Here is a 22,457-nt window from a genome sequence, read left to right on the forward strand (position 1 = left end):
ATACAGTCGTATGCTCCGCTTCCGGCTTCCACCAAATCCCCTGAATACAAACGCTTTCGCTCGATTTGTGTTAAGCAAGATTCACATCCTACTCGAAAAAAAGGATTTGTGATATCTTGCTTATTTTGCATGAAAATGAGTTTTGTCCCGGCCTCAACAATCTAAACAGTTTTTTCTCTAGCAGGGACAACTTGATTATTCCCCCAGTTTTGCTCATATTTCCATCCTGTCAATTCTTCTACTACCTCTTTTGTATGTGAATCAACGGTATCCATTGAACCGCCTTCTTGCAAACGTGTAATTTCATTTAACAAAATTTTATGATTTGCTCTCGTTAATTTAAACTTGGTTGAAATGAGTAAGCCTAGGAGCACGAAAACAATCGTACCAATCCCAAATACGATAATGATCCCATTAACCGCACTACTTGATTGAACAGTTTGCTTAGAAATAAAACCAAAGCTTTCTAAAAAGGCTCCTACTAAAAGAATAGCTACAGATTGCACGAATTTCCGCGTAAATGTCATCACTCCTGCAAATATGCCTTCTCTTCTTTTACCAGTCAGCATCTGGTCAACATCAGCCACAAAGCTATAAATATTCCAAGGTACGTAGAATGTGCCGCTTCGACCAATTCCCATGAGAATAGATACAAGATAAAGCATTAGCAAAACTTGAGCAACAACAAAGTAGTAAATCGCAACGAATCCTAATATCCCACCAATAACTGCTGTTAAAGCAATTTTATACGCAGCTCCGTTTCCAAACTTAATACAGAACCAAGCAAAAATTGGTACAAATATGATTTGCACAACAGCCATTGTACTCAAAAGTTTCGACGCCAATACCGCATCTTGACCAATCGCAAATGTAATGAAAAAAGCAAATGTCGCACCAAAATATCTTGCGCAAGAAAGGCTCCGGTGTACATCAGGACGTGCAGTCGAAATGTCTTCACCCTAAACGTAGAAATCAATTCTTTAAACAGATATCTCATATCACTTCTAAATGAACTCTGCTCCTGCTCGCTCACTACAACAGGCTGCTCCCAAGTGAACTTGTACAAGCAAAACATAATAATCGCGTAAATAATAGAGAAGCAAACACCCATTAATAGGAATGACGTTGGGGAATCATCTCCGTAAATTTGGATTAACACACCTGGTAACCATGAAGCTAAGAAGGTCGCGCCTTGTGAAAATAGTAAACGAACTGTCGTTAGTTTCGAACGTGTATTAAAGTCTCTCGTCATCTCAGCAGGTAATGTTTCGTATGGAACTGTGATTAGTGAGAATACAAACCCAAACATCACGTAAGTAAGTAGATAATACCAATAGCCACCGAATCCGACTGTCCACATGAGTGCATAGGTTAGTGATAACGGCATACCGAGTAAGAAGAAAAATCCTCGTCTACCGAATCGTCTTCCTAATTTCGTTTTATAAAAGTTATCTGTAATGTAGCCCATCAACGGATCAAAAAAAGCATCAACAAAGCGACCAATAGCTACAATCGATGTCGCTTCTACAGGCGTCAAGCCAGCAATATTCGTATAGAAAAAGATTAACCACAAACCAGCGATAGCAAACGCTCCGCCCCCAAATACATCCCCAGCTCCATAGGACAGGACGGTTTTAAAGCCTATTTTAGGATTTTTTGTTCTACTTATCATGCTCGTAACTCCCCTTCATTTTGAATTATTCTTTAGACGCCAGAATATGCTGAAAATCCACCATCAACTGGAATAACAATGCCCGTTATAAACCCAGAAGCTTCCTCACTGGCTAAGAACTCCAATGTCCCTAAAAGTTCCTCTGGCTCCCCAAAACGTTCCAGCGGTGTATGACTAATAATTTTTTCCGCTCGCTCCGTTAGCTTCCCATCCTCAGCGATAAGCAACCTCTCATTTTGTGCTGTTAAGAAGAAACCTGGAGAAATAGCATTGACACGAACACCCATTTTTGACATATAAACTGCTAACCATTTTGTGAAATTGCTGATTGCTGCTTTGGCGCCACTATAAGCAGGAATTTTCGTTAATGGTCTGTCGGCGTTCATGGAAGAAATATTGATGATTGAACAACCAGATTTACCAATCATATCTTTGGCAAAAACTTGTGTCGGTAACAATGTCCCCATATAATTTAAATGAAGTACCGACTCAATACCTGCTTCTTTCAAATCAAAGAATGTATTTAAATCTGGATTACCCAAATCTTCTGCAACAAAATACTCTTTGGAAGTTGTACCATCTGGGTGGTTGCCACCTGCGCCATTAATTAAAATATCGCATGGTCCGAATGTTGCTAGTACTTTTTGATGTGCATCCTCTAGACTCGCTCGTTGCAGAACATCAGCTACTAAACACATCGCTTGTCCACCGTCTAATTGGATTTCTTTGCTTAAAGCCTCCCCCTTTGCCAAATCACGACAGAGAATCACAACTTTTGCTCCGCACGCTGCCATTCGTTTCGAAAAAGAAGCTCCTAAGACACCTGATCCTCCAGTAATAATAACTACTTTATTTTTTAAGTTTGCTCGGCTCATTTTATGCCTCCGTATGTGTCAAGATTTTGGAAATGGAATTATTCTTTTTTTGCACAGCTTCCCATAAACCACCTAGATAAACAGCTCCCAATGCGCGATCATATAATCCATAGCCCGGTTTTCCAGTTTCTCCCCAAATCATTCGGCCGTGGTCTGGACGAATTGGCCCTGAAAAATTAACATCCGCCAGTGCGTTCATAATTTCATACATATCGATAGAGCCATATGCAGACATATGTGCGGATTCATGGAAGTCTTGGTCACCAGTTCTCTTAATATTTCGAGCATGCATAAAATTAATTCGCTGCTTCTTCCCAAAATAGCGAATCATTTCTGGTAAGTCATTTTTTGCACTTGCTCCTAGAGAACCTGTGCAAAAACAAAGTCCATTGTGAGCGCTGTCAATGATATTTAAGAAACGCATCAAATTTTCTTTATTGGTGATAATCCGAGGCAGACCGAAAATCGACCACGGTGGATCATCTGGATGTATCGCCATTTTTACATCTTCTTCTTCGGCAACAGGAATAATTTTTTTTGATAAAGTAAGTTAGATTTTCCCATAGTTGCTCCTCATCTACCGAAGCGTAATGGTTAAACAACACTTCCAATTCTTCTTTACGATAACTTTCATCCCATCCTGGCAAACTCAGCTCGCCTTGAAGTGGGTCCATTTTTTTCGACGATTGCTTTTTCATAGCTCAGACATGTTGATCCGTCCGGTAATTCATGATTTAAGGAAGACCTTGTCCAATCAAATACCGGCATGAAATTGTAACAAATCGTTTGAATGCCGCAACTTGCTAAGTTACGAATCGTTTGTTGGTAATTTTCAATGTATCGCTCTCTTGTAGGCAGACCTAACTTAATATGCTCATGCACTGGCACGCTTTCAATTACCGATAGCACAAGGCCTTTACACTTTATTTGGTTTACTAATTTCTGAATTTTTTCAACAGGCCAAACTTCACCAACTGGCACGTCGTAAATCGCAGACACAATTCCTTTCATACCTGGTATTTGTCTTATATAATCAAGTGAAATTGGATCGCTTTCTCCATACCATCGAAATGACATTTCCATCTTATTATTCGACTCCTATTCTATTGGAAAATAATTTTTCGCGTTATTGTACGAAATATCTTGTACCATTTGACCAATAAACGCGTAATCTCTTGGTACTTCGCCAGCTTCAATCCAGTCGCCAATCAGCTGACAGAGTACCCGCCTGAAATAATCATGTCTCGTATAGGATAGAAAACTTCGTGAATCCGTCAACATACCTACAAATGTACTGATTAATCCAGCTTCTGCTAAGGATGTCATCTGCTGTATCATCCCTGTTTTTTTATCGTTATACCACCAACCAGAGCCAAATTGTATTTTCCCTCTATGTCCGCTTGCTTGAAAATTCCCAATCGTACTGGCTATTAAATCATTATGCACTGGATTTAGTGTGTAGATAATCGTTTTAGGCAAGCAATTCTTCATCTCTAAACTGTTTAGAAGCTGATTCAGTGGCTTGGCTAGTGAAAAATCATTAATCGAGTCAAAACCACTATCCGAGCCTAGTTCATTAAACCTTTTCGTATTATTGTTACGAATCGCCCCAATGTGCCATTGCATCACCCAGCCTAGCTTACTATATTGTTCCGCTAAATATTGCAGTAGGAACGTCTTATATTGCTTTTCTTCTAGCAAATTTAATAGAATGCCATTGCAAGCTTTTGTAAACAACTGGCTCGCCTCTTCCAAAGTAACAGTTTCGCAAAATAGGAATTCGAAGCCGTGATCTGCAACGCGACAACCAGCTTCATGAAAATGGCTGATCCGCCCCTCTAGCGCCTGTAAAAATTCTTGAAACTGCGTTATATTCCCGCCAGATACTTCGCTAAGCTTTGCTACAAACACTCGAAATACCGGGTTGTTAATTTCCAAAGCTCGGTCTGGACGAAATGTTGGTAAGACTTTTACTTCGAACGCTTTGTTAGCGGCAATTTGCTTATGGTATTTTAGCGAATCAACCGGATCATCCGTGGTACAAATCACTTTGACGTGACTTCGATGAATAATACTTTGTGGACGAAGTTCCTCGGACTGTAGCTGCTCTTGACAGTGATTCCATAAAAGCTCCCAGTCGGTCCCCTGAACAACACCGTCAAAATTGAAATAATGCTTTAATTCCATGTGTGACCAGTGATACAACGGGTTCCCCATCGTATGTGGCAATGTTTCAATCCACGCCTGAAACTTCTCCTTGTCACTCGCATTACCTGTAATCAACCTTTCATCAACACCAAAGCTACGCATCGCCCGCCATTTGTAATGGTCGCCTGCTAACCAAATTTGTGTAATATTATCAAACGGTTTGTCTTCCGCAATTTCTTTGGGACTCAGATGACAGTGGTAATCATAAATGGGCATATTTTTCGCGTAGTCATGGTATAAAATTTTAGCGCTATCTGAATTTAATAAGAAATCCTTATTCATAAAATGCATCATGCATCTGCCTCACATTCTGATACTGCAAAGGAAAAACAATTTTCTTGTGATTCCAGTTCTTTTCCATTAATGAGAAGCTTTCTCGTTTCATTCCTCGGTGCATAAAAGTGAATTTGCTCATATGGTAGTTGGTAGGCGCCTGTTTTCGTCACGTGTACATCGATTTGCGTCGCAGTGGTTGTCATTTTCAAATGAATTTTGGTAAATGTCGTATCACCTATGATCGAAACGCCATCATCTTCAAACAGTGTGTACTCACTTTGTCCCTCCATTGCGTGTGGAAACAGTTTTATCCCTCTTGATTCTTTTCTTACCGCAAACGTTACTTGATCATCATTCGTCGGAATCATACTACCAGCTTTTATGAGCAAAGGCGGCTTATCAAAAGGTGCTGGTACAGTAATAGTTTGACCGCCCTCATACCAGTTTTCCTCGTGATAATCGTACCAACCATCGACAAATGCCGGTAAATAAACTTGCCTTGTTGTCGCGCCCTTTTCTACAACAGAGGCAACCAGCATCGCATCACCAAGCATAAAATCATCACTTGGTTCGAATGTCCGCTCGTCCCCACTAAATTCATAGAATACAGGACGGATGACCGGGCGGTAATACGCATGTGCTTCATACAGTGCATTGTATAAATACGGTGTCAACTGGTAGCGAAACTTGATGAGATTTTTTATATCTTCTGCTACTTCTGGATACATCCAAGGCACATTGACCGTTTGATCGGAGTTCCAAGAATGAATGGTGAAACGTGGGTGGAATATCCCATTTTGCACCCAGCGAACGAATAATTCTGGTTCTGGTGCCGGCCCTGCAAAACCGCCAACATCATGACCGATATTATAGATACCAGATAAACTGAGACCTAATCCCATTTTGATATTGTATTTAAGCGCTTTCCATTCAGTATAATTATCGCCTGACCATGTCTGTACGTAGCGTTGCATTCCGGGACAACCAGAACGAGAAATGAGGTACGGTCGTATATTAGGCGCATACTCTTTCTGCGCTTCGTAGGACGCCTTCATCATTAAAAGTGGCTGAATCGCTCGAAGCTTTTCAAAATCAACTATCGTTCCAAAGCCATGACACTTCGCATCTCTAGTCCAAATCTCAAACTCATTATTATCATTCCAAGTCGAATCAATATGTCGGTTTAAAAGTTGTTCGGTGACTTGTTCTTTCCACCATTTAATCGTCTTTTCATTCGTAAAATCTAAGTAGGCACCAGTCTCATCCCAAAATTGAGCTCGCTCTTCTTCCGTTCCTGCCGGGTTTTGGATAAACATGTTCGCATCCGCTAATTCTTTATATTTTGGATGATCCGTCAACAAGCATGGTTTGATATTCGCACAAAGTCGAACACCTTGATCATGGAATTTTTTAAAAAGCTGCTCTGGGTTTGGGAACTTCTCTTTATTCCAATGAAAAACATAGCGCTTATCTTCAATCGATGTATAGCCTGATGATAGTTGGAACGAATCACAAATAATATCGTGTTCTTCACATAACGCAAGAAACTTATGTAACTGTACTTGCGCATCGGGGGCATCTGTATATGACATAGTTGAGCCAGAATATCCGAGGCTCCATTTGGGCGCAAAAATGGTTTGACCTGTTAACCAAGAAATTCGTTCAACGACTTGTTTCATTTCTGGTCCAAGGACAATATAGTAATCTAGGTCACCGTCAATCGCCTGAAAATAACGATACAACCCATGATAATTATCCATTTCATTCCCCATATCAAACACAGATTGCGACATATTGTCATAAAAAATCCCAAAGGAAAGCTTCGTCTCTGGTTGGTACGTCAAATAATAAGGAATATGCTTATAAAGTGGATCTGTCGTTTCCGCATCATAGCCCATTGGATCTAAACTATGCATCCGGTAGCGCCGTCCGTGCCGATTCATTTCTCCACTTTTTTTCTCCTAAACCGTAATATTGCTCCCGACGATCTCGCTCTAAATAATGATATACACCTTCACCCAGCGAACCATCAAAGTTATACGCTTGTGTTGACCGATCTTTAGCAAACTGCACCAACTCACTACTCTGCTCATCACGCGCATACCACGTTATTTGAAAGCCATCCAAACGAATCGCTACTTTCATTTTAGTTGTTTCAATATAAAATCGACTCGCATCTTGCTCTGTTTTATAGGCTGGTAAAGAAAATAAGCTTGTGTCGTGGCGATTTCGCCCAGTAAACGGGATATCTTCCAAGCCTGGTGCAACGAGCCATGTTTTATCTATTTTTGGTTGTTCACCGCTCGTCATAAACACTCGTACGATATCAGTCTCTAAGACGTAGATTCGTGCATATATGTTTGCTTCGTGCAACTTAAATACAAGGCAATTATTTTTCTCCTCTGTTAACTGAAATAAATAACTAGTTTTTATAGACAAATTATTCACACCTTTCTATTGCTTACTCCTGTACTGTGCTAGCCAAAATTTCTTGAAGCTGCTGACCGTACTCCTTAAGACCTGTGACACCATCTTTTCGGTAAATACGTACTAAGTCACTGCCTATACCGACGCAATCTGCTCCTGCTTTAAACCAATCAACGATATTTTTTTCATTCACGCCACCAGTTGGCATTAACTGCACCGTAGGTATAACCGATTTAACCGCTTTCAAAAATGGCGCTCCAACGATATTAGCAGGGAATATTTTCACTAAGCTATTTGGGTATTTTTGTGTAGCTGCGACTTCCTTCATTGACATTGCCCCTGAAAAAACAGGGATTCCCAATGTCTCGCCAGCCTGAGCAACTTCTTCAATCAAATATGGGGAAACAAGGAAATCTGCTCGATGATTAAAGCATTCTGTCGCTTCTTCTTTCGTAGCCACTGTACCGGCACCTACGAGCACATCCGTTTGATATTGATTTTTTAGCAACTCAATAAGTATCGGTGCTTCTGGTACCGTCATCGTAATCTCAATCATTGTAATCCCAACTTCAATCATTGCCATACTAATTTGCTTGGCCTCTTCAAAACTATCTGTCCTAACAACAGCGACAATTTTTTCACGTACTAAACGAGCTTGCACTTCTGACATACTGATTCCCCCTATTTAGTTTGCATCTAGCGATCTACCAATTCTAATTCTCCTAAAACAGCTTGCACTTCTTCATAATACGGTAATCCCTCGTTATCCCCCTTCACACTAACAACCATCGATCCTACTGCATTAGCGAAACGTAACGCCTGTTCAAAAGACCGACCTTTTAATAGCGCTGAAATAAATCCGGCATCAAATCCATCACCCGCACCTACCGTATCGACTACCGCTCTTGGCTTGAACGGTGCCGCATCAAAAATCGTTTGCTGATCCGATCCAACCGCACCTTCTGCACTTCTCTTAATGACGACTTGTTTCACACCGTACTGATGAAACTTTGCTATATAATCATACACAGGCATTTTACCTAGTAACATCTCTGCCTCTTCTTCACCCGCTAACAAAATATCAACATCTGGCAAAATCGATTCAGTAAATGACTTTGCTTCCTCCATCGTCCACATTTTCAGTCGAATGTTTGGATCGAATGAAATAAGTAAACCATTATTTTTTGCTAGTTGAATCGCATGTTGAACGAGCTCCTGATTGCGACGATGAATTGATGGAAACACGCCAGTTACATGAAACACTTTTGCCTCTTTAAAATAAGCGCTTTCAAAATTAGCCTCTGACAAAGCTTCGGTTGGAGAGTTTTCCCGATAGTAGAACGATTTACTCGCACCATCCGTTAACACTTCACGAAAATAAACAGAAGTCGAATAATTATTTACAAATCCTACATGCGTCACGTCAACACCTTCTCCTCTAGCAAAAGAAAAGATATAACGACCAAAATCATCATTCCCCAGTTTACTAATCCAACCTGGTTTCAGACCTAATCTAGCGCATCCAATAGCAAAATTTAATTCTGCGCCACCAGCTTTTCTTTCAAATTGAGGGCAAAAACGTAAAGCTCCTTCCTTCATCGGATACATCGAAATTAACGCATCTCCTAATGTAATAACATCTAAAATAACAAACACCCACTTTTCCATCATTACTAAACCGGTTTATTAAGTGATTCTACCAGATTATATTTGCTAATGCAACACAAATAGAAAAAATTTTTTCATTTTCTTCCCAATTATTCCTTTTCGTAAACACAGCAATTCAATAGCACTTTACTGAAAAACAAAGTATACTAATGAATAGTGAGCAATAGCTAAGAAAGGAGTAGAGGCTATGAAAAAAAAGAGTATTACAATTGAAGACGTAGCAAAAAAAAGCTGGTATTTCAAAGAGCACCGTCTCACAATATTTAAATAAACGATATGAGTATATGAGCCAAGGTACACGTGAAAAAATCGAGCAAATCATTCATGAACTCAATTTCCATCCAAATGAATCTGCCCGCAATTTAAAAAAATAAAAAAAACTACCCTTGTTGGCATTGTGGTGGCCAATATTCGTCATGCTTTCTCAACCGAAATGATTCGAATTATTGAAAATGCGTTGGAGGAACAAGACATATATGTAATTATTTGTAATTCTGATGATAATCCAGAAAAAGAAGAGCATCATATTCGAGCCTTACTTTCTCGTAAAGTGGACGCGCTCATTATTTTTCCAACTGAAACAAACGCAACGATTTATCAGCAAGTAGTGGAAGAAGAAATAACCGTTGTGTTTATTGATCGCATTGTTGAAGGGCTTTGTGTCGATACAATTTTGTTAGATAACCATACAGCAGCCTCACTTGCAGTTTCCAAACTTGTTACTGGTGGTCATCGTAAAATTGCTATGTTTACACTACCAACAAAGTCTGCTATTTCTCCTCGAATTGAACGGATTGAAGGCTATAAGGCTAGCTTAAATGCCTGTGGTATACCTTTTAAAACAGATTTTCTCTACTCGGGTGAACTGCACACTTTGCAAACCGGCTTGACAAAAATGTTCCAATTAAAAGAAAAGCCTAATGCACTTATCGCTGGAAATGATCTTGTTTTACGCGAAATTTTACATTTTTTAAAAGTTCAAAAACTAACAATCCCGACAGATGTGGCTGTCATTGGTATTGATGACGTTTCCTATGCGGATATTTATCAACCAAGCTTAACAACGATTGCACAGCCAACAGAAAAAATGGGGCTAAAGGTGGCTGAAATTATTTTAAACCGCTTAGAAAACAAAGAGAAAAAAGAGGCTGGGGTTTATCGATTCGTACCTGAATTAAAGCAAAGAGACTCTTCTTAAAATGTGCTATAACGCTTGATGCCAATCCTATCCAAATTTTTCTTTTTGTTACTATAACTTCTAATCAAACTTTTATCCAAATATCGTTAGGATTTCATACGACTGCTTTAATATATATAGTGTAAGCAAGGACAGCAATTAGTTTCCCCCCTTTTTCTAATTGTGTTACCCCTTGATAAACTCCTTTTTCTGACCAGCCTCCCCTAGCTGGTCTTTTTTTGTACAAAATTCTATAAATTTGATAGTAGTATCCTTTTACATATTCGTCTTAGTGTAGCACTAATAAGTTTGGACATAATCCATATAAATCAGCGAAGAGATAATATATCATTCTATACATATTTTGAAACATTACATGCGAAAAAACTAGGCACTAGCAAACAATTAGTTATTACTAACTGCTGGCTCATCTCCTAGTTTTCTCTACTTATATAAGTGTTACATATGCTCCAAACGCTCTATTCGGCTTGAAATCGGTGGGTGGGAATCGAACCATCCAGCTTTTTCTTTCGTTTTCTTCTCACCTTTTGATGGTGTTGTGAAGTAAATCGATTCAGAAGCTGCGCTCGGTTGTTTCATCTTTGTGGTATCGCCACTAATTTTACGCAACGCATCAGCCAAACCGGTTGGATTCCTCGTCAATTCGATGGCTGTCGCATCCGCTAAATATTCTCGGTTACGGCTAAGCGCGAATTGAATGGCTGTTGCAATAATCGGTGCTAAAATAACAAAGACCAACGCGACAATGTAAATGATAGCTTGCGCACCGCCACCACCATTGTTATCGTTACTTTTCCGGTTGTTATTTCCACCTGTAATACTACCCCAAAAAAGCATCCGCATCGCCAAATCTGACAAGATCGCAACGACCGCAACAAGAGCAATCGCAATCGTAGACAAACGAATATCGTAATTACGAATATGTGCCACTTCATGCGCGATAACGCCTTCTAGCTCATAACGCTCCAGCTTATTTAACAATCCTCGAGTTACAGCAACCGCACCTTTTTCGGGTGAGATTCCAGTTGCGAATGCGTTTGGGCTAGGGTCTTCCACAATGTATACTTTTGGCATCGGGATTCCCGCAACCATTGCCATACTTTCAACCGTATCCCAAAGTACTGGCTCCTGATCTTTGGATGTGACTTCTTTCGCCCGGTTCATCGTCATAACGACCTTTGAACTTGAAAAAATCATAATCGCGATATAAATAGCTCCTATCACAGCCGCCATGATCAAACCATTCAAATAATTATTGTAGACCAAAATCCCGATAGCGCAACCGACCAACATCACAAAAATGAAGAATCCTAAAACAATGAACACTGTCTTACGTTTATTTGCCGCTATTTGTTCAAATAACATGGCGCATTCTTCCTTTCAGTGTTTTAGAATTGAACTTTTGGAACCACTTTCTCTTCTTCTGGTGTTGCAAGCATATCGCGTTTCGTGAACCCTCCCATTTTGGCAACGATATTAGAAGGAACTGACTCGATTTTTGTGTTGTAAGTCATTACTGTTGTGTTATAAAGCTGGCGTGAATAAGCCACTTTGTTTTCTGTTGTTGCTAGTTCGTGTTGTAGCTCAATAAATGATGTGTTCGCTTTTAAGTCTGGGTACGATTCAGCTAATGCAAATACAGATTTAAGCGCTCCTGTTAGCATATTGTCTGCTTCCATTTGCTCGCCACGGCTGTCTGCTGGAGCTTGTGTCATCATATTACGAGCCTCCACCACTTTTGCAAGCGTTTCTTTCTCGTGCGCTGCGTAACCTTTCACCGTTTCAATTAAATTGGGAATTAAATCGAAGCGTCGTTTCAATTGCACATCAATTTGTGCCCACGTTTCTTCTACTCTGTTGCGATATTTTACAAGGCTGTTATACATGCCAAAGTAAATCAACACAAGTATAACAACAACCGCGATAGCAATAATCCATCCTATCATGTTCATACAACTCCTTTTCACGTTTGTTTTCATTATACCAGCGTTTACAATGAATCACAATCATTCAGTGAACTAGGATGCTCTTGCGTCAAATCATCATTTTTGTGGATTAGACTTTGATGCGTTTTTTTTACCTTGCGCTCTTCTTTCTTCTTGCGCATGAAGTAAAATTCCTCTACAGGATAATCTACTGTCATTTTTACTGTCATCATCGCGTTTGGCGCGCGTTCAATGGGCTCATCATGCTCGTTCCAGAGGTCTTTTACAACTTGTTTAAAACCAACTTCTCCTGGACCATAGAACTCGATTTCTTCGCCTACGCCAAAATTATTTCGTTGTTGCAACGTCGCGATTTTTGTTGCTGAGTCATAATCTAAAACTTGTGCAGCAAATGCGTATTGTGGAATTTTACGCGTTTTACCGAATAATTGCTCGTCTTCCGTCGGCTCTTGATAGAAAAAGCCTGTTGATAATTCGCGTTGTGCAACCTTCCAAAGTTCGGCTTCCCATGCTGGATCAAAAACAAAATTATCAGGATCAGCACAATATGCGTCCACAACTTTCCGGTATACACTAGCCACTGTTGAAACATAATGAATCGACTTCATGCGACCTTCGATTTTGAGGCTATCAACGCCCGCTTCAACCATATCAGGAATAAAGCGAATCATTGAGAGGTCTACTGCACTCATAGAAAAAGGTTCTTCATCCTCATCCACCAAGTTGCGCGGTACGCCATTATCAATTTCAAAAAGATCATATTTCCAACGACAACTCTGCGCACAACCACCACGATTCGCGTCCCGATTCGCCATATGATTGGATAGCGTACAACGCCCCGAATACGAAATACACATCGCACCGTGAATGAACGCTTCCATCTCGACATCCGTATTCTGACCAATTTCCTGAATCTCACGCATGCTTACTTCACGCGCCAAAACCACGCGCTCCAAACCTTGCTGTTTCCAAAATTCAAGCGTCTTGTAATTCGTCGCCGAAGCTTGCGTCGATAAATGAACTGGTAAACCTGGCGCATCCGCAAAACAAATACTAATCAGTGCGGGATCCGATACGATGACCGCATCAATCCCAATGTCACGCAACGTCCGGAAAAATTCACCTGCCCCTTCTGTATCTCCATCATGTGCAACCATATTAGCAGCCACATAGACTTTCGCACCACGCGCATGTGCAAACACAACGCCCTCTTGCATTTCATCATATGAAAAATTTCCAGCACGTGAACGAAGTCCAAAAGCCTGTCCACCAATATATACAGCATCCGCACCGTAGCGAATCGCAATTTTTAATTTTTCTAAGTTACCCGCCGGTGCTAAAACTTCCGGCTTTTTCAAGTTTTTTCTGTCAGTCATTTTTATAGCCTCCTTATTTTACCTCATCTGGCTGTTTCAAAAAGAATCCTGTTCCTAGTACGCGCGTCTCCGGTTGCAATTTTGCTAAACGATTCACAAATGTCTCCGCGATAAAATCACCTGCAACTAGTGCCTCTTTCGCCTGTATGAATAACGTCACAATCGCAACGAAATCTTCACCTGGCAATAAGACACCATCCAGCTTCCAAGTCCTAAGTCCCGCACTATACAAACGCTCCAAGTAAGGCATCAGCGACAAATCCTCCGTTGAAAAAATATGCGTCCCATTCTCATCCTCATAAATCGGTAACTGACTATCCGTATCATTAGGCTCACGCAAATAAAGCCCGCGATCCTTCGACGTATCATCTTGTATCTCCACAATGTTTTGGTAATTTGTTACAAGTTTCCGTTTTGATTGATGAATACACGTTGGACCATATACCTGTACCTCAATCGGCACAGACATCTTTGCCATAATCGCTTCAAGCTCAATCAACGTCAACTCGCGAGCCATAACAGCACCAACTGCTCCCTGCCCTACCCAAAAATTCACTTGCTCTGCGCTCGTCACAAACGTCTGCGCATCATAGATAAACGGCAAATCCAATCCCATTTCATGCAACATAAAAACAACGCCTGGATCGCCTACCGTAATCGCGTCCACTTTTATGTTAGATAATTCACGTAAGTAAGCGGGTAAATCCTTCAAGTGCTCATTATGCATAAGCGCATTCACGGCCACTAAGACCTTTTTCCCTGCTTCGTGCGCTTTGTTAGTTATTTCACTAATTTCGGCAAGCGTCAATGATTGCGGCATCCGCAGTCCAAAACGACTTCCTCCGACGTATAGCGTGTCAACCCCCGCGCCCAACAATAATTCAGCTTGCAAAACCGACTCTGCCGTGGCAATAATATTCATTTTATCTCTCCTTTGATTTTTAAACCTACTTGAATAGATTAACATATATGAAACAAGGCATCAAGATACAAAGAAAGAACCTATCCTCTAGTTAGGATAAGTTCCTATTCGTTCATTATTCCTGCTCCTCTTCCCGTTCTATACGCTCAATCCGTAAGAGCCGCATCATCGGTCGGTAATTCTGACTAACAAGACCTAAAACTTCCACAAAAAACTCGACAACGATAAGCAATACCAAAATGAGTAAGAACGATCCCCAAAATGTTGACATCGTGAAAATGAGCGCGAATAGCGAGAATAGTGCCGAAATAGCATAAATCAGAATCACCGTTTGACGATGTGTAAAACCGAGCTTCATCAAACTGTGATGTAGATGTGACTTATCCGCCATCGCAATCGGCGTCCGGTGTACAATCCGTCTAATAATCGCCAAAATCGTATCGAAAATTGGTACGCCTAAAATCAGAACCGGCACAATCAACGAGATAAATGTGACATTTTTAAAGCCCATTAGCGAAAGAATCGCGATGATGTATCCTAAAAATAAAGCCCCAGTATCACCCATGAAAATTTTAGCGGGGTAGAAATTGTATGGTAAGAAGCCGAGTGTCGAGGCAGCCAGCACCGCAGTAACCATAATAACGAGTGGATCACCCATCACAAAAGCCATGCCCATAATAGTTAGTAGCGCAATTGTCGAAACTCCAGCAGCCAAACCATCTAAACCATCAATCAAGTTAATCGCGTTCGTAATCGCCACAATCCAAATAATCGTTAGCGGAATCGACAAGTAACCAAAGTAAACCTCGCCACCGAAAGGCAGATTGATAAATGTGATGTTAACGCCACCCCAAAATACGATGATGACAGCCGCAAGAATCTGACCAATCATTTTATACCGTGCTTTTAATTCAAAAATATCGTCAAGAATTCCCGTCAACGCAATCACGCTTGCGCCAATCACAAGTGGCCACAAAAGCGTCCTATCAATCGGTAATAGGAACATCCCTATTAGAAATGCGATGAAAATAGCCACACCACCCAAACTTGGAATCGGCACGGTATTAATTCTTCTTTTATCTGGTTTATCTGTAATATCATATTTAAGTACAATTCGTCTCACTACAGGGGTTAAGAGCAGCGAGGCTAAAAAACATATTAAAATAACAGTTAACATAATTCCTCGTGCCTCCTCTATGTAGATATACACACTTCTACAGTATACCTACAATCCTGAAAAAAAACAATGAAAACCCTAGCCTCTATTGTAAGCAGCTAAAGTTAAATAGATTGTACTACTGTCTTTTTTGGTGAAAGAGTTACTTCAGGCTACACAAATTAGTCACTTATCACCTATTTATAAACTAGGTACTCGACTTTTTCTAATCAAAAACTAATGGAATTATCAGTGACTTATTTGTCAGTATGTAGTAAAATAGGTGGTGAGAGAAATTATACTAGAGAGGTTGAGAAGCACATGCGCGCTGAGAAACGCACAGCTACAAAAAAAGAAAAAAACGGACAGGTCTTAAAATTTTTCTATGGTCTATTTTAGGTATATTTTTAGTTTTAGGAGGCTTTGTTGGCTATGCTGTATACCAAACAAAGTCCACAATGGATGATATATATACGCCAGTTGAAGGACGAACGGCAAATCCTGTAAAACTTGATGGGAACAATCCATTCTCTGTTCTCATTCTAGGTGTCGACGAACGTGAAGGTGACGTTGGTCGTTCTGATACAACGATGGTTGCAACTGTAAACGGCACAACGAATAAGGCACAAATGTTAAGTATCCCGCGTGATACCCGTACAGAGATTATTGGACACGACTCCACGAACAAAATCAATGCCGCTTATGCTTATGGTGGTGTGAAGATGGCAGAAGATACGGTGACACACTTTTTAAATGGTATCCCGATTAACTATTACATCAAGATGAACATGGAAGGTCTGAAAGACTTGGTTGACGCTGTTGGCGGTGTTGAGGTTTATAATGATATGGACATCAGCCTAAAAGATAAAGAGTTCAAAAAAGGCACAGTGAAGCTAAACGGTGAAGATGCTTTGGCCTACACACGGATTCGTAAAACCGATGCACGTGGTGACTTCGGTCGTCAAATGCGACAACAACAAGTGATTCAAGCCGTTGTCGAGAAAATTGCAACAACCCAAACATTATGGAAATTCGATGATATCTTATCTGCTGTCGGTAAAAACATGCAAACCGACTTAACAATGACAGATATGACGCGTATCGCTAAGAACTATCTAGGTGCACGTAAAAACGTGGAGAACATGACAGTTGCTGGTGACGGTGGCAAAACGGATGGTATTTGGTATTACAACGTATCTGATGCGGAACGCCAGAAATTACACGATTCTCTAGCGAAAAATTTAGAGATTAAATAAGTAAATAAAGCCAGGGATAAAAAATCTGAGTTTTGATTTTTTATCCCTGGCTTTGGTTTCGTGTCATTAAGTCTTTACCAATTTCAATCACTACCGTCCATTAACTGTAGTAACATCTCTTGAAATGCCAAATGACTCTCTGTTTGCGCGAGTAATTTGATGTTCACCTCCTCTGACAGTACATTAATAAAGCTTTCGAAAAGATCGCCAAATATAGGGCTATCCTTCTCGTTCACTGCAATTAATACAATGATTTGAACGCTTTTTTTATCCCAGGGTACAGCTTTTTTCTCGACTAAAATCGCTACTCCTGTTCGAATTGCTTTCATCGTCATGGAATGTGGAACTGCTACGCCATTGCTAAAAGCAGTAGATGACATACATTCCCGTTCAATGACGTCCTCGACAAAATCAGATGTTGTGAATCCCTGTTTTGTTAGTTGATGCGCTAGAAACTCGATAGTCTGGAACTTGTTTTGTATTGCTTTGTTTTTAAAAAATAAATCTGAATGGAAAAACTGCTCGATGTATCTCGACATCGTTTGCTGCTTTTTAGCCTTTTTTATGTTACTGATTTCTTTGCTAATATTGTGGAGATCACTCGTGGTTAAAAATGGGCGCACATAAACAATGTAATCTGTCGTTTCGCTTGTAATGTAGGTGGTTGTAACGATAAGATCAGGTTTTCGTTTTTTCCAATTACCGTCAATTTCTGTTTCCACCATGATAATCGTTAGCTCTGAACCAAATTTCTGCTCGATTTTTTGGGTAATACACTTGTGGATATCGTAGTATTGCGGGCAAATAATGAGGCAAGTCACTTTCTCATGATGCCCGTTTTCGTATTCGATAAAAGAACCTATATGCAGTGCGATATAAGCTATTTCGTCGTCATTTATCATAATATTTTTTTCTGACGCTATCTCGCTTGCAATGAAAACGGAGATATCATAAAGAAGCGGGTAGGAGGATTTGATTTCCTCACTGAGCGGATTTTTAGCCAAGTGAGTGATGTTTGCGCGATTAATCAGATTATGGACGTGAATGGTAAATTTGACGATGAATCCATCTTTTCTCATATCAATAAAATACATCGTTTTAACTTTCTGTAAAATACGGTCAACCAGCTGAATAATCTCTTTTCCAATATAAATTTCAAGTTCGCCTGATGTCAGAGAATTGTAATTAGCAAGCGTTGTTTTTCCGATAAGTAACAGGGTAAGATAATAGATTTCTGAAAAGGTAAATGGAATATCATATTGAGCAGTTATCTTTTTGGTGATGCTAGTTGTAATGGCGTATTCTTGCATATTCGTAACCCTTTTTTTTCATGTTATTTTTAGTAATACTGTTGTTCTCGCGAATTCGCTGAATGGTAATAGCAAAATGAAGCAGGACATTATCCATCTCATAACCATTAATGAAAAAATTATGGCCCGCTAGTGTATTAGTTATGATACCTTGCAAGTCCTGGATGGCAATATCGCCAAGGATAACTTGAATACTGTGGCGCTGATTAATAGGGTTTTTCGATTCTTCAATAGCAAGGTAACGCATAACTTCGCGTTTTCTTACTTCATCACCTGCTATACTGTACTTATCACCCCTGCTTTGCAAAGTGATTTGGAAATCTTGTAGAAATTGGCGTACATTTTGCATATCAGCGCGCACAGTCGTTTCAGAGAGGAATAATTCATCGCTTAATTCATATATGTCTAACCCCGCGCTTTTCATAATCATCAAGCGGTTAATTAAAAAGTGCAATCGTTCTCTTTTCGTTTCCGGTGCTTGATTTGTTGTAGCGCTGACTTCTTTTTGGTAGGCGGGGATATCTAATTTATATCCCTTGGCACTTGAAAAAATAACTTGCCTACTGTACCGCTCGTTGATTTGTGCAACTTGCTTGCGTATCGTCCGATCCGTGACATCGAGCTTGCTTGCGAGAACTGCCGCTCGTTTATAGTCATTTTGATGTAGTAAGTATTGAATAAGACGGTCTCCTGTTTTTCCTTTCATGTCACTTCCCCTCCTTGTATACAGTAAAAGCCACCTTTTAGTAGGCAGCTTTACTATGATTACAATTTCAATCCGTTTGACGCGATGACTTCTTTATACCAATCGAAACTTTTTTTTTTCTTGATGCGTTTACCTGTTCCTTCACCCATATTATCTAGGTCTACATAAATAAAGCCATAACGTTTCTCCATTTCAGCGGAGGAACAGCTGACAATATCGATAGGCCCCCAAGCACAGTAGGCAAAAATTTCAACGCCATCTCTCATCGCTTCTTGCATTTGCTCAATGTGCGCAGATAGATAGGCAATACGGTAATCATCGTAAATTTTTCCGTTTTCTTCTATTTTATCGTACATACCAAAGCCATTTTCAGCAATCATTAATGGCACTTGATAGCGATCATAGTACTGATTTAGACAATTGTATAAACCGAGTGGATCGATAGACCAGCCCCAAGGATTAGCTTTTAAATTAGGGTTTGGCGTTGTGTCAGCGGGATTCATCGTGTTTTTCTTCGCTGAAATAGTTTGCGAATAGTAGTAAGATAACGCTAAAAAATCCATCGTGTTAGCTTTTAAAAGCACTATATCTTCTGGTAGGATGTTAAGTTTGATATTATTGTCATCAAAATAGCGTGTAATGTATGTTGGGTACTCGCCACGTAGCTGCACATCTGAAAAATAATACTGCATCCGGTTGCGCCTCATCGTCATAATCACATCTTCTGGTTCACAAGAATACGGGTAGGATGTACAATCGGCAAGCATCGTTCCAATTTGGAAGTCTTCACTGATTTCGCGCGCCTTTTCGACAATTTTAGCACTAGCAATGAATTGATTATGAATCGCTTGAAATTTCGCTTGTTCCAGATTTTCCACTTGGTCTGCACAAATCGCCACAGAATTGAAGGACTCATAGTGTACCAAATTAATCTGATTAATCACAATCCAATACTTGACTTTTCCTTGATAACGTCTTAGCAAGACTTCACCATATTTAGCAAATAAATCAATCACATCACGGTTGTGCCATCCGCCGTATTTCAGCGTAATTCCCAGCGGCGTTTCATAATGCAACATCGTAATAATCGGTTCCATACCGAGCCTTAAACACTCATCAAACAATGCATCATAAAATTGTAGCCCCGCCTCGTTCGGTACTTCTTCATTCCCGTTTGGAAAAATTCGCGACCAGTCAATCGATGTTCGAAAATTTTGAAATCCCATTTCAGCAAGTAACGCTAAATCCGCTTTATATGTATGGAAAAAGTCAATACCGTAGCGCTTCGGATAGTATCCGTCCTCATCTAGCATACTTTTTTGTACCTGTTCCAGTGTCATCTCCGATTCATGGCTTACTTTTGTGATGTCCATATCAGGGTTATATCGATGTACATCCGCGACGCTCAGTCCTTTTCCTCCCTCTCTAAAACCGCCTTCGCACTGATTCGCTGCAACTGCGCCACCCCACAATAGTCTATCGGGAAATCCTTTTGTAGTCATTATTTTGCTCCTTCCATAGAAACTAATTTTTTTGAAAAGTGTTACCAAATGGTCTGCAATAAATAGCTCACTTTGGACAGTCATCAATGTATCTTGAGCATGGCTAAACAAGATAGAATAACGAATCTGCTTGCCTTCTGCTTCTTGTTGCAATGTCGATGTTTGCATTTTATGAGCCACCACTACTTCTGTTTTTGCCTCTGCTAGTAAATTTTTGCGATTGATTGTAATCCTCCTGCTCTAACGCTATCAAGGCTTCACTTACATTTTTTCTAGCGTTTCCCGCATGCAAGATAATCGTCATCGATAATTCATTTAGAGAATCCGCAACCCATTCTTTGCTTTCATTCACCATTGTTATAACCTCTTTCTTGTTTATTTTTGTTGCAATTGCTGTTCATTTTGTAGTTCCTGCATGTCGTACGCTTTAAAGAATGGTAAGTAAATCAGATAGGATACCGCGAAAATCACGATTGCTAGAATAATCGAGCGCCAATCTTGTGTTGCCAAATAGGACGAAATGGGATATGGAATGTACCAAAGCATAAATGTCTTCGCTGGAATAGCAACTAAACCTAGTTTTAGCACGACGTACGTCAGCGAAGAAACAACGATTGTCGTTAGCCACATCGGAATCATGAGGAATGGGTTAAATACGACAGGGCCTCCAAACATAAGTGGCTCGTTAATATTGAACAGGGATGGTACAATCGTCGCGCGGCCAATCGCTTTTAAACGATAAGATTTACTTAAAAAAAGCATGATAATGGCCAGAGATAATGTTGTTCCGATACCGCCCATACTTGTAAAAGCATACGCTGTCTCCATCACCGCAACATTTGTTGCCGCCTTGCCTTCTGCCACAAGCCGGGCATTTTCTGCAAGTCCTGATAAGTAAACTGGGTAAATAACAGGCATCATCACCCAACCGCTAATTCCAAATGTGTATAAGAACACAGGAATAAATATCGATAACACATATCCTGGATAGCTTTGTACAATACTTGAAAGCGGGCTAAAAATTTTCAAAATAACGACGAAGAAGTCGATATTCAGTGGAACTGAAATGAGCCAACCGATAAACATCAGTAAAGTGATTGGAATCAGTGAGTCAAACCAAGTCACAACGAAATCGGGAATAACACTATCTTCACTAAAGAAAGATTTTTTTTGAAAATAGGTTCATAACAGCCGCTACGAAAAGGCCCACAACAAGGGATAAAAACATACCTGTCGCGCCAAAACGGCTTAAAATAAACGTGATTTTATCGTCTTCCATGATAACAGGTGAGATTAGCATTAAATAAAGCGCTAGACTTGTAGCCCCTGTGATGATTTTCTTGTTACCATATCCTTTTTTCTCCATAACAAAGTACGGGACGAGGAAAGCAACGAAAAGACCGATTAAGCCAAATGTAAAAGTGTTAATGAGCGATAGGTCTGGCATATTTGAAATAAGCGTCTCAAGCAAAGACAAAATCGTGACGAGCGAACCGACCAAAATAAGGGGTAAAATCGTCATAACAGCTTCTTGTATCGCAGCTACCCAAGGGTTCTTCGTAATTTTATTGGCTACAGGCGTAAACGAGTTGGTCATAAAATTCATCATTTTATCCATTTTGTGTCATGCCTCCTAATCTTCCATTCCAAGAATGAAATCAAGCGCTTTATTACCATCAATCGTGCCATAAATAAGTTTCGGAATCACAGCAACTTTCACGTTTTTCCCAGCAGTTTCCGCGGTAATATCTGCTTCCATATAAGCTAAATGTGGCCCGATAAGCAAAATATCTGTCTTATCGATATACTCATTTAATTGGGACTCACTTTTAGCAAATACAGACATCTCCATCTTACGCTTCTTTGCGGCTTTGCGAATTGCCGCAGCCATAAAACCACTTGATGCACCTGCACCGCATATTAATAAGACATTTTTCATTTGCGTTCCCCCTCTCTTTG

General features: G+C 40.1%; 19 protein-coding genes and 3 pseudogenes. 3 read left to right on the plus strand and 19 right to left on the minus strand.

Features of this window, described 5'->3' with window-relative positions:
* Positions 1–161: 161 nt before the first annotated feature.
* The 8 genes and pseudogenes from PROCOU_RS18955 to PROCOU_RS14030 form a co-directional block, all read right to left on the minus strand.
* Entirely contained in the window at positions 162–845 is a 684-nt protein-coding gene (locus PROCOU_RS18955; RefSeq protein WP_279625196.1) for an MFS transporter, read from the minus strand.
* Positions 827–1,672, minus strand: coding sequence for an MFS transporter (locus PROCOU_RS18960; RefSeq protein ID WP_149023679.1), 846 nt, complete (start codon positions 1,670–1,672; stop codon positions 827–829). Before PROCOU_RS18960 ends, PROCOU_RS18955 begins: the two co-directional genes overlap by 19 nt.
* 32 nt (positions 1,673–1,704) lie before the next feature.
* Entirely contained in the window at positions 1,705–2,547 is an 843-nt protein-coding gene (locus PROCOU_RS14005) for an SDR family oxidoreductase (protein ID WP_036073559.1), read from the minus strand.
* A gap of 1 nt (position 2,548) precedes the next feature.
* Positions 2,549–3,630 (minus strand): annotated as a pseudogene (gene uxuA, locus PROCOU_RS14010) (mannonate dehydratase).
* Between the two features lie 15 nt (positions 3,631–3,645).
* Entirely contained in the window at positions 3,646–5,049 is a 1,404-nt protein-coding gene (uxaC, locus tag PROCOU_RS14015; RefSeq protein ID WP_036073561.1) for a glucuronate isomerase, read from the minus strand.
* Positions 5,046–7,470: pseudogene (locus PROCOU_RS14020) on the minus strand (TIM-barrel domain-containing protein). The gene uxaC and the pseudogene PROCOU_RS14020 overlap by 4 nt, the downstream one beginning before the upstream one ends.
* A gap of 22 nt (positions 7,471–7,492) precedes the next feature.
* On the minus strand, positions 7,493–8,128 hold the full coding sequence (locus PROCOU_RS14025; protein ID WP_036073563.1) for a bifunctional 4-hydroxy-2-oxoglutarate aldolase/2-dehydro-3-deoxy-phosphogluconate aldolase: 636 nt from the start codon (positions 8,126–8,128) through the stop codon (positions 7,493–7,495).
* A 26-nt stretch (positions 8,129–8,154) separates the two neighbouring features.
* Positions 8,155–9,129, minus strand: coding sequence for a sugar kinase (locus tag PROCOU_RS14030; RefSeq protein WP_077913467.1), 975 nt, complete (start codon positions 9,127–9,129; stop codon positions 8,155–8,157).
* Positions 9,130–9,362: 233 nt separating this feature from the next.
* Here PROCOU_RS14030 and PROCOU_RS18665 point away from each other — a divergent pair, with 233 nt between their 5' ends.
* Positions 9,363–9,500 carry a LacI family DNA-binding transcriptional regulator gene (locus PROCOU_RS18665; RefSeq protein ID WP_077913468.1) on the plus strand — a complete coding sequence of 46 codons (138 nt, stop codon included), beginning with the start codon at positions 9,363–9,365 and terminating at the stop codon, positions 9,498–9,500.
* 23 nt (positions 9,501–9,523) lie between these two features.
* Complete coding sequence (locus tag PROCOU_RS14035; RefSeq protein ID WP_279625197.1) at positions 9,524–10,324, plus strand: substrate-binding domain-containing protein; 801 nt, start codon at positions 9,524–9,526, stop codon at positions 10,322–10,324.
* Between the two features lie 438 nt (positions 10,325–10,762).
* On the opposite strand, the gene htpX is transcribed toward PROCOU_RS14035, so the two are convergent.
* The 5 genes from htpX to PROCOU_RS14060 form a co-directional block, all read right to left on the minus strand.
* The gene (gene htpX / locus PROCOU_RS14040; protein WP_036073565.1) at positions 10,763–11,689 is read right to left on the minus strand and encodes a zinc metalloprotease HtpX; all 927 of its coding nucleotides are present in this window, start codon (positions 11,687–11,689) and stop codon (positions 10,763–10,765) included.
* 23 nt (positions 11,690–11,712) lie between these two features.
* Positions 11,713–12,270, minus strand: coding sequence for a LemA family protein (locus PROCOU_RS14045; protein WP_036073567.1), 558 nt, complete (start codon positions 12,268–12,270; stop codon positions 11,713–11,715).
* Between the two features lie 44 nt (positions 12,271–12,314).
* Positions 12,315–13,646, minus strand: a complete 1,332-nt coding sequence (locus tag PROCOU_RS14050) for a peptidase U32 family protein (protein ID WP_077913470.1) — start codon at positions 13,644–13,646, stop codon at positions 12,315–12,317.
* Between the two features lie 13 nt (positions 13,647–13,659).
* Complete coding sequence (locus PROCOU_RS14055; protein WP_036073569.1) at positions 13,660–14,568, minus strand: peptidase U32 family protein; 909 nt, start codon at positions 14,566–14,568, stop codon at positions 13,660–13,662.
* 115 nt (positions 14,569–14,683) lie between these two features.
* Positions 14,684–15,745, minus strand: a complete 1,062-nt coding sequence (locus tag PROCOU_RS14060) for a glycosyltransferase family 4 protein (RefSeq protein WP_424960701.1) — start codon at positions 15,743–15,745, stop codon at positions 14,684–14,686.
* A 437-nt stretch (positions 15,746–16,182) separates the two neighbouring features.
* Here PROCOU_RS14060 and PROCOU_RS14065 point away from each other — a divergent pair, with 437 nt between their 5' ends.
* Positions 16,183–16,980: an LCP family glycopolymer transferase gene (locus PROCOU_RS14065; RefSeq protein WP_077913471.1), complete on the plus strand. Its 798-nt coding sequence runs from the start codon at positions 16,183–16,185 to the stop codon at positions 16,978–16,980.
* 83 nt (positions 16,981–17,063) lie between these two features.
* Here the strand turns inward: PROCOU_RS14065 and PROCOU_RS16785 are convergent, their stop codons facing one another.
* From PROCOU_RS16785 to PROCOU_RS14090, 6 genes and pseudogenes are all read right to left on the minus strand, one after another.
* Positions 17,064–18,290, minus strand: coding sequence for a BglG family transcription antiterminator (locus PROCOU_RS16785; protein ID WP_051994428.1), 1,227 nt, complete (start codon positions 18,288–18,290; stop codon positions 17,064–17,066).
* Positions 18,265–18,996 carry a BglG family transcription antiterminator gene (locus PROCOU_RS16790; protein WP_051994429.1) on the minus strand — a complete coding sequence of 244 codons (732 nt, stop codon included), beginning with the start codon at positions 18,994–18,996 and terminating at the stop codon, positions 18,265–18,267. Before PROCOU_RS16790 ends, PROCOU_RS16785 begins: the two co-directional genes overlap by 26 nt.
* A 59-nt stretch (positions 18,997–19,055) precedes the next feature.
* Entirely contained in the window at positions 19,056–20,666 is a 1,611-nt protein-coding gene (locus tag PROCOU_RS14075; RefSeq protein WP_244266332.1) for a family 1 glycosylhydrolase, read from the minus strand.
* Between the two features lies 1 nt (position 20,667).
* Positions 20,668–20,853 carry a PTS lactose/cellobiose transporter subunit IIA gene (locus PROCOU_RS18670; protein WP_244266333.1) on the minus strand — a complete coding sequence of 62 codons (186 nt, stop codon included), beginning with the start codon at positions 20,851–20,853 and terminating at the stop codon, positions 20,668–20,670.
* A gap of 20 nt (positions 20,854–20,873) precedes the next feature.
* Positions 20,874–22,116 (minus strand): annotated as a pseudogene (locus PROCOU_RS14085) (PTS sugar transporter subunit IIC).
* A gap of 15 nt (positions 22,117–22,131) precedes the next feature.
* Entirely contained in the window at positions 22,132–22,437 is a 306-nt protein-coding gene (locus PROCOU_RS14090; protein ID WP_036073572.1) for a PTS sugar transporter subunit IIB, read from the minus strand.
* Between the last annotated feature and the right edge of the window lie 20 nt (positions 22,438–22,457).

This window comes from Listeria rocourtiae FSL F6-920 (genome assembly GCF_000525975.1).
Classification (GTDB): Bacteria; Bacillota; Bacilli; order Lactobacillales; family Listeriaceae; genus Listeria_A; species Listeria_A rocourtiae.

Coding starts and splice junctions, on each gene's coding strand:
- PROCOU_RS14045 (WP_036073567.1), bottom strand. CDS start 12,270: ATGATAGGATGGATTATTGCTATCGCGGTTGTTGTTATACTTGTGTTG.
- PROCOU_RS18960 (WP_149023679.1), bottom strand. CDS start 1,672: ATGATAAGTAGAACAAAAAATCCTAAAATAGGCTTTAAAACCGTCCTG.
- uxaC (WP_036073561.1), bottom strand. CDS start 5,049: ATGATGCATTTTATGAATAAGGATTTCTTATTAAATTCAGATAGCGCT.
- PROCOU_RS16785 (WP_051994428.1), bottom strand. CDS start 18,290: ATGCAAGAATACGCCATTACAACTAGCATCACCAAAAAGATAACTGCT.
- PROCOU_RS16790 (WP_051994429.1), bottom strand. CDS start 18,996: ATGAAAGGAAAAACAGGAGACCGTCTTATTCAATACTTACTACATCAA.
- PROCOU_RS14075 (WP_244266332.1), bottom strand. CDS start 20,666: ATGCAAACATCGACATTGCAACAAGAAGCAGAAGGCAAGCAGATTCGT.
- PROCOU_RS18670 (WP_244266333.1), bottom strand. CDS start 20,853: ATGGTGAATGAAAGCAAAGAATGGGTTGCGGATTCTCTAAATGAATTA.
- PROCOU_RS14060 (WP_424960701.1), bottom strand. CDS start 15,745: ATGTTAACTGTTATTTTAATATGTTTTTTAGCCTCGCTGCTCTTAACC.
- PROCOU_RS14065 (WP_077913471.1), top strand. CDS start 16,183: ATGGATGATATATATACGCCAGTTGAAGGACGAACGGCAAATCCTGTA.
- PROCOU_RS14005 (WP_036073559.1), bottom strand. CDS start 2,547: ATGAGCCGAGCAAACTTAAAAAATAAAGTAGTTATTATTACTGGAGGA.
- PROCOU_RS14090 (WP_036073572.1), bottom strand. CDS start 22,437: ATGAAAAATGTCTTATTAATATGCGGTGCAGGTGCATCAAGTGGTTTT.
- PROCOU_RS14050 (WP_077913470.1), bottom strand. CDS start 13,646: ATGACTGACAGAAAAAACTTGAAAAAGCCGGAAGTTTTAGCACCGGCG.
- htpX (WP_036073565.1), bottom strand. CDS start 11,689: ATGTTATTTGAACAAATAGCGGCAAATAAACGTAAGACAGTGTTCATT.
- PROCOU_RS14025 (WP_036073563.1), bottom strand. CDS start 8,128: ATGTCAGAAGTGCAAGCTCGTTTAGTACGTGAAAAAATTGTCGCTGTT.
- PROCOU_RS14055 (WP_036073569.1), bottom strand. CDS start 14,568: ATGAATATTATTGCCACGGCAGAGTCGGTTTTGCAAGCTGAATTATTG.
- PROCOU_RS14030 (WP_077913467.1), bottom strand. CDS start 9,129: ATGATGGAAAAGTGGGTGTTTGTTATTTTAGATGTTATTACATTAGGA.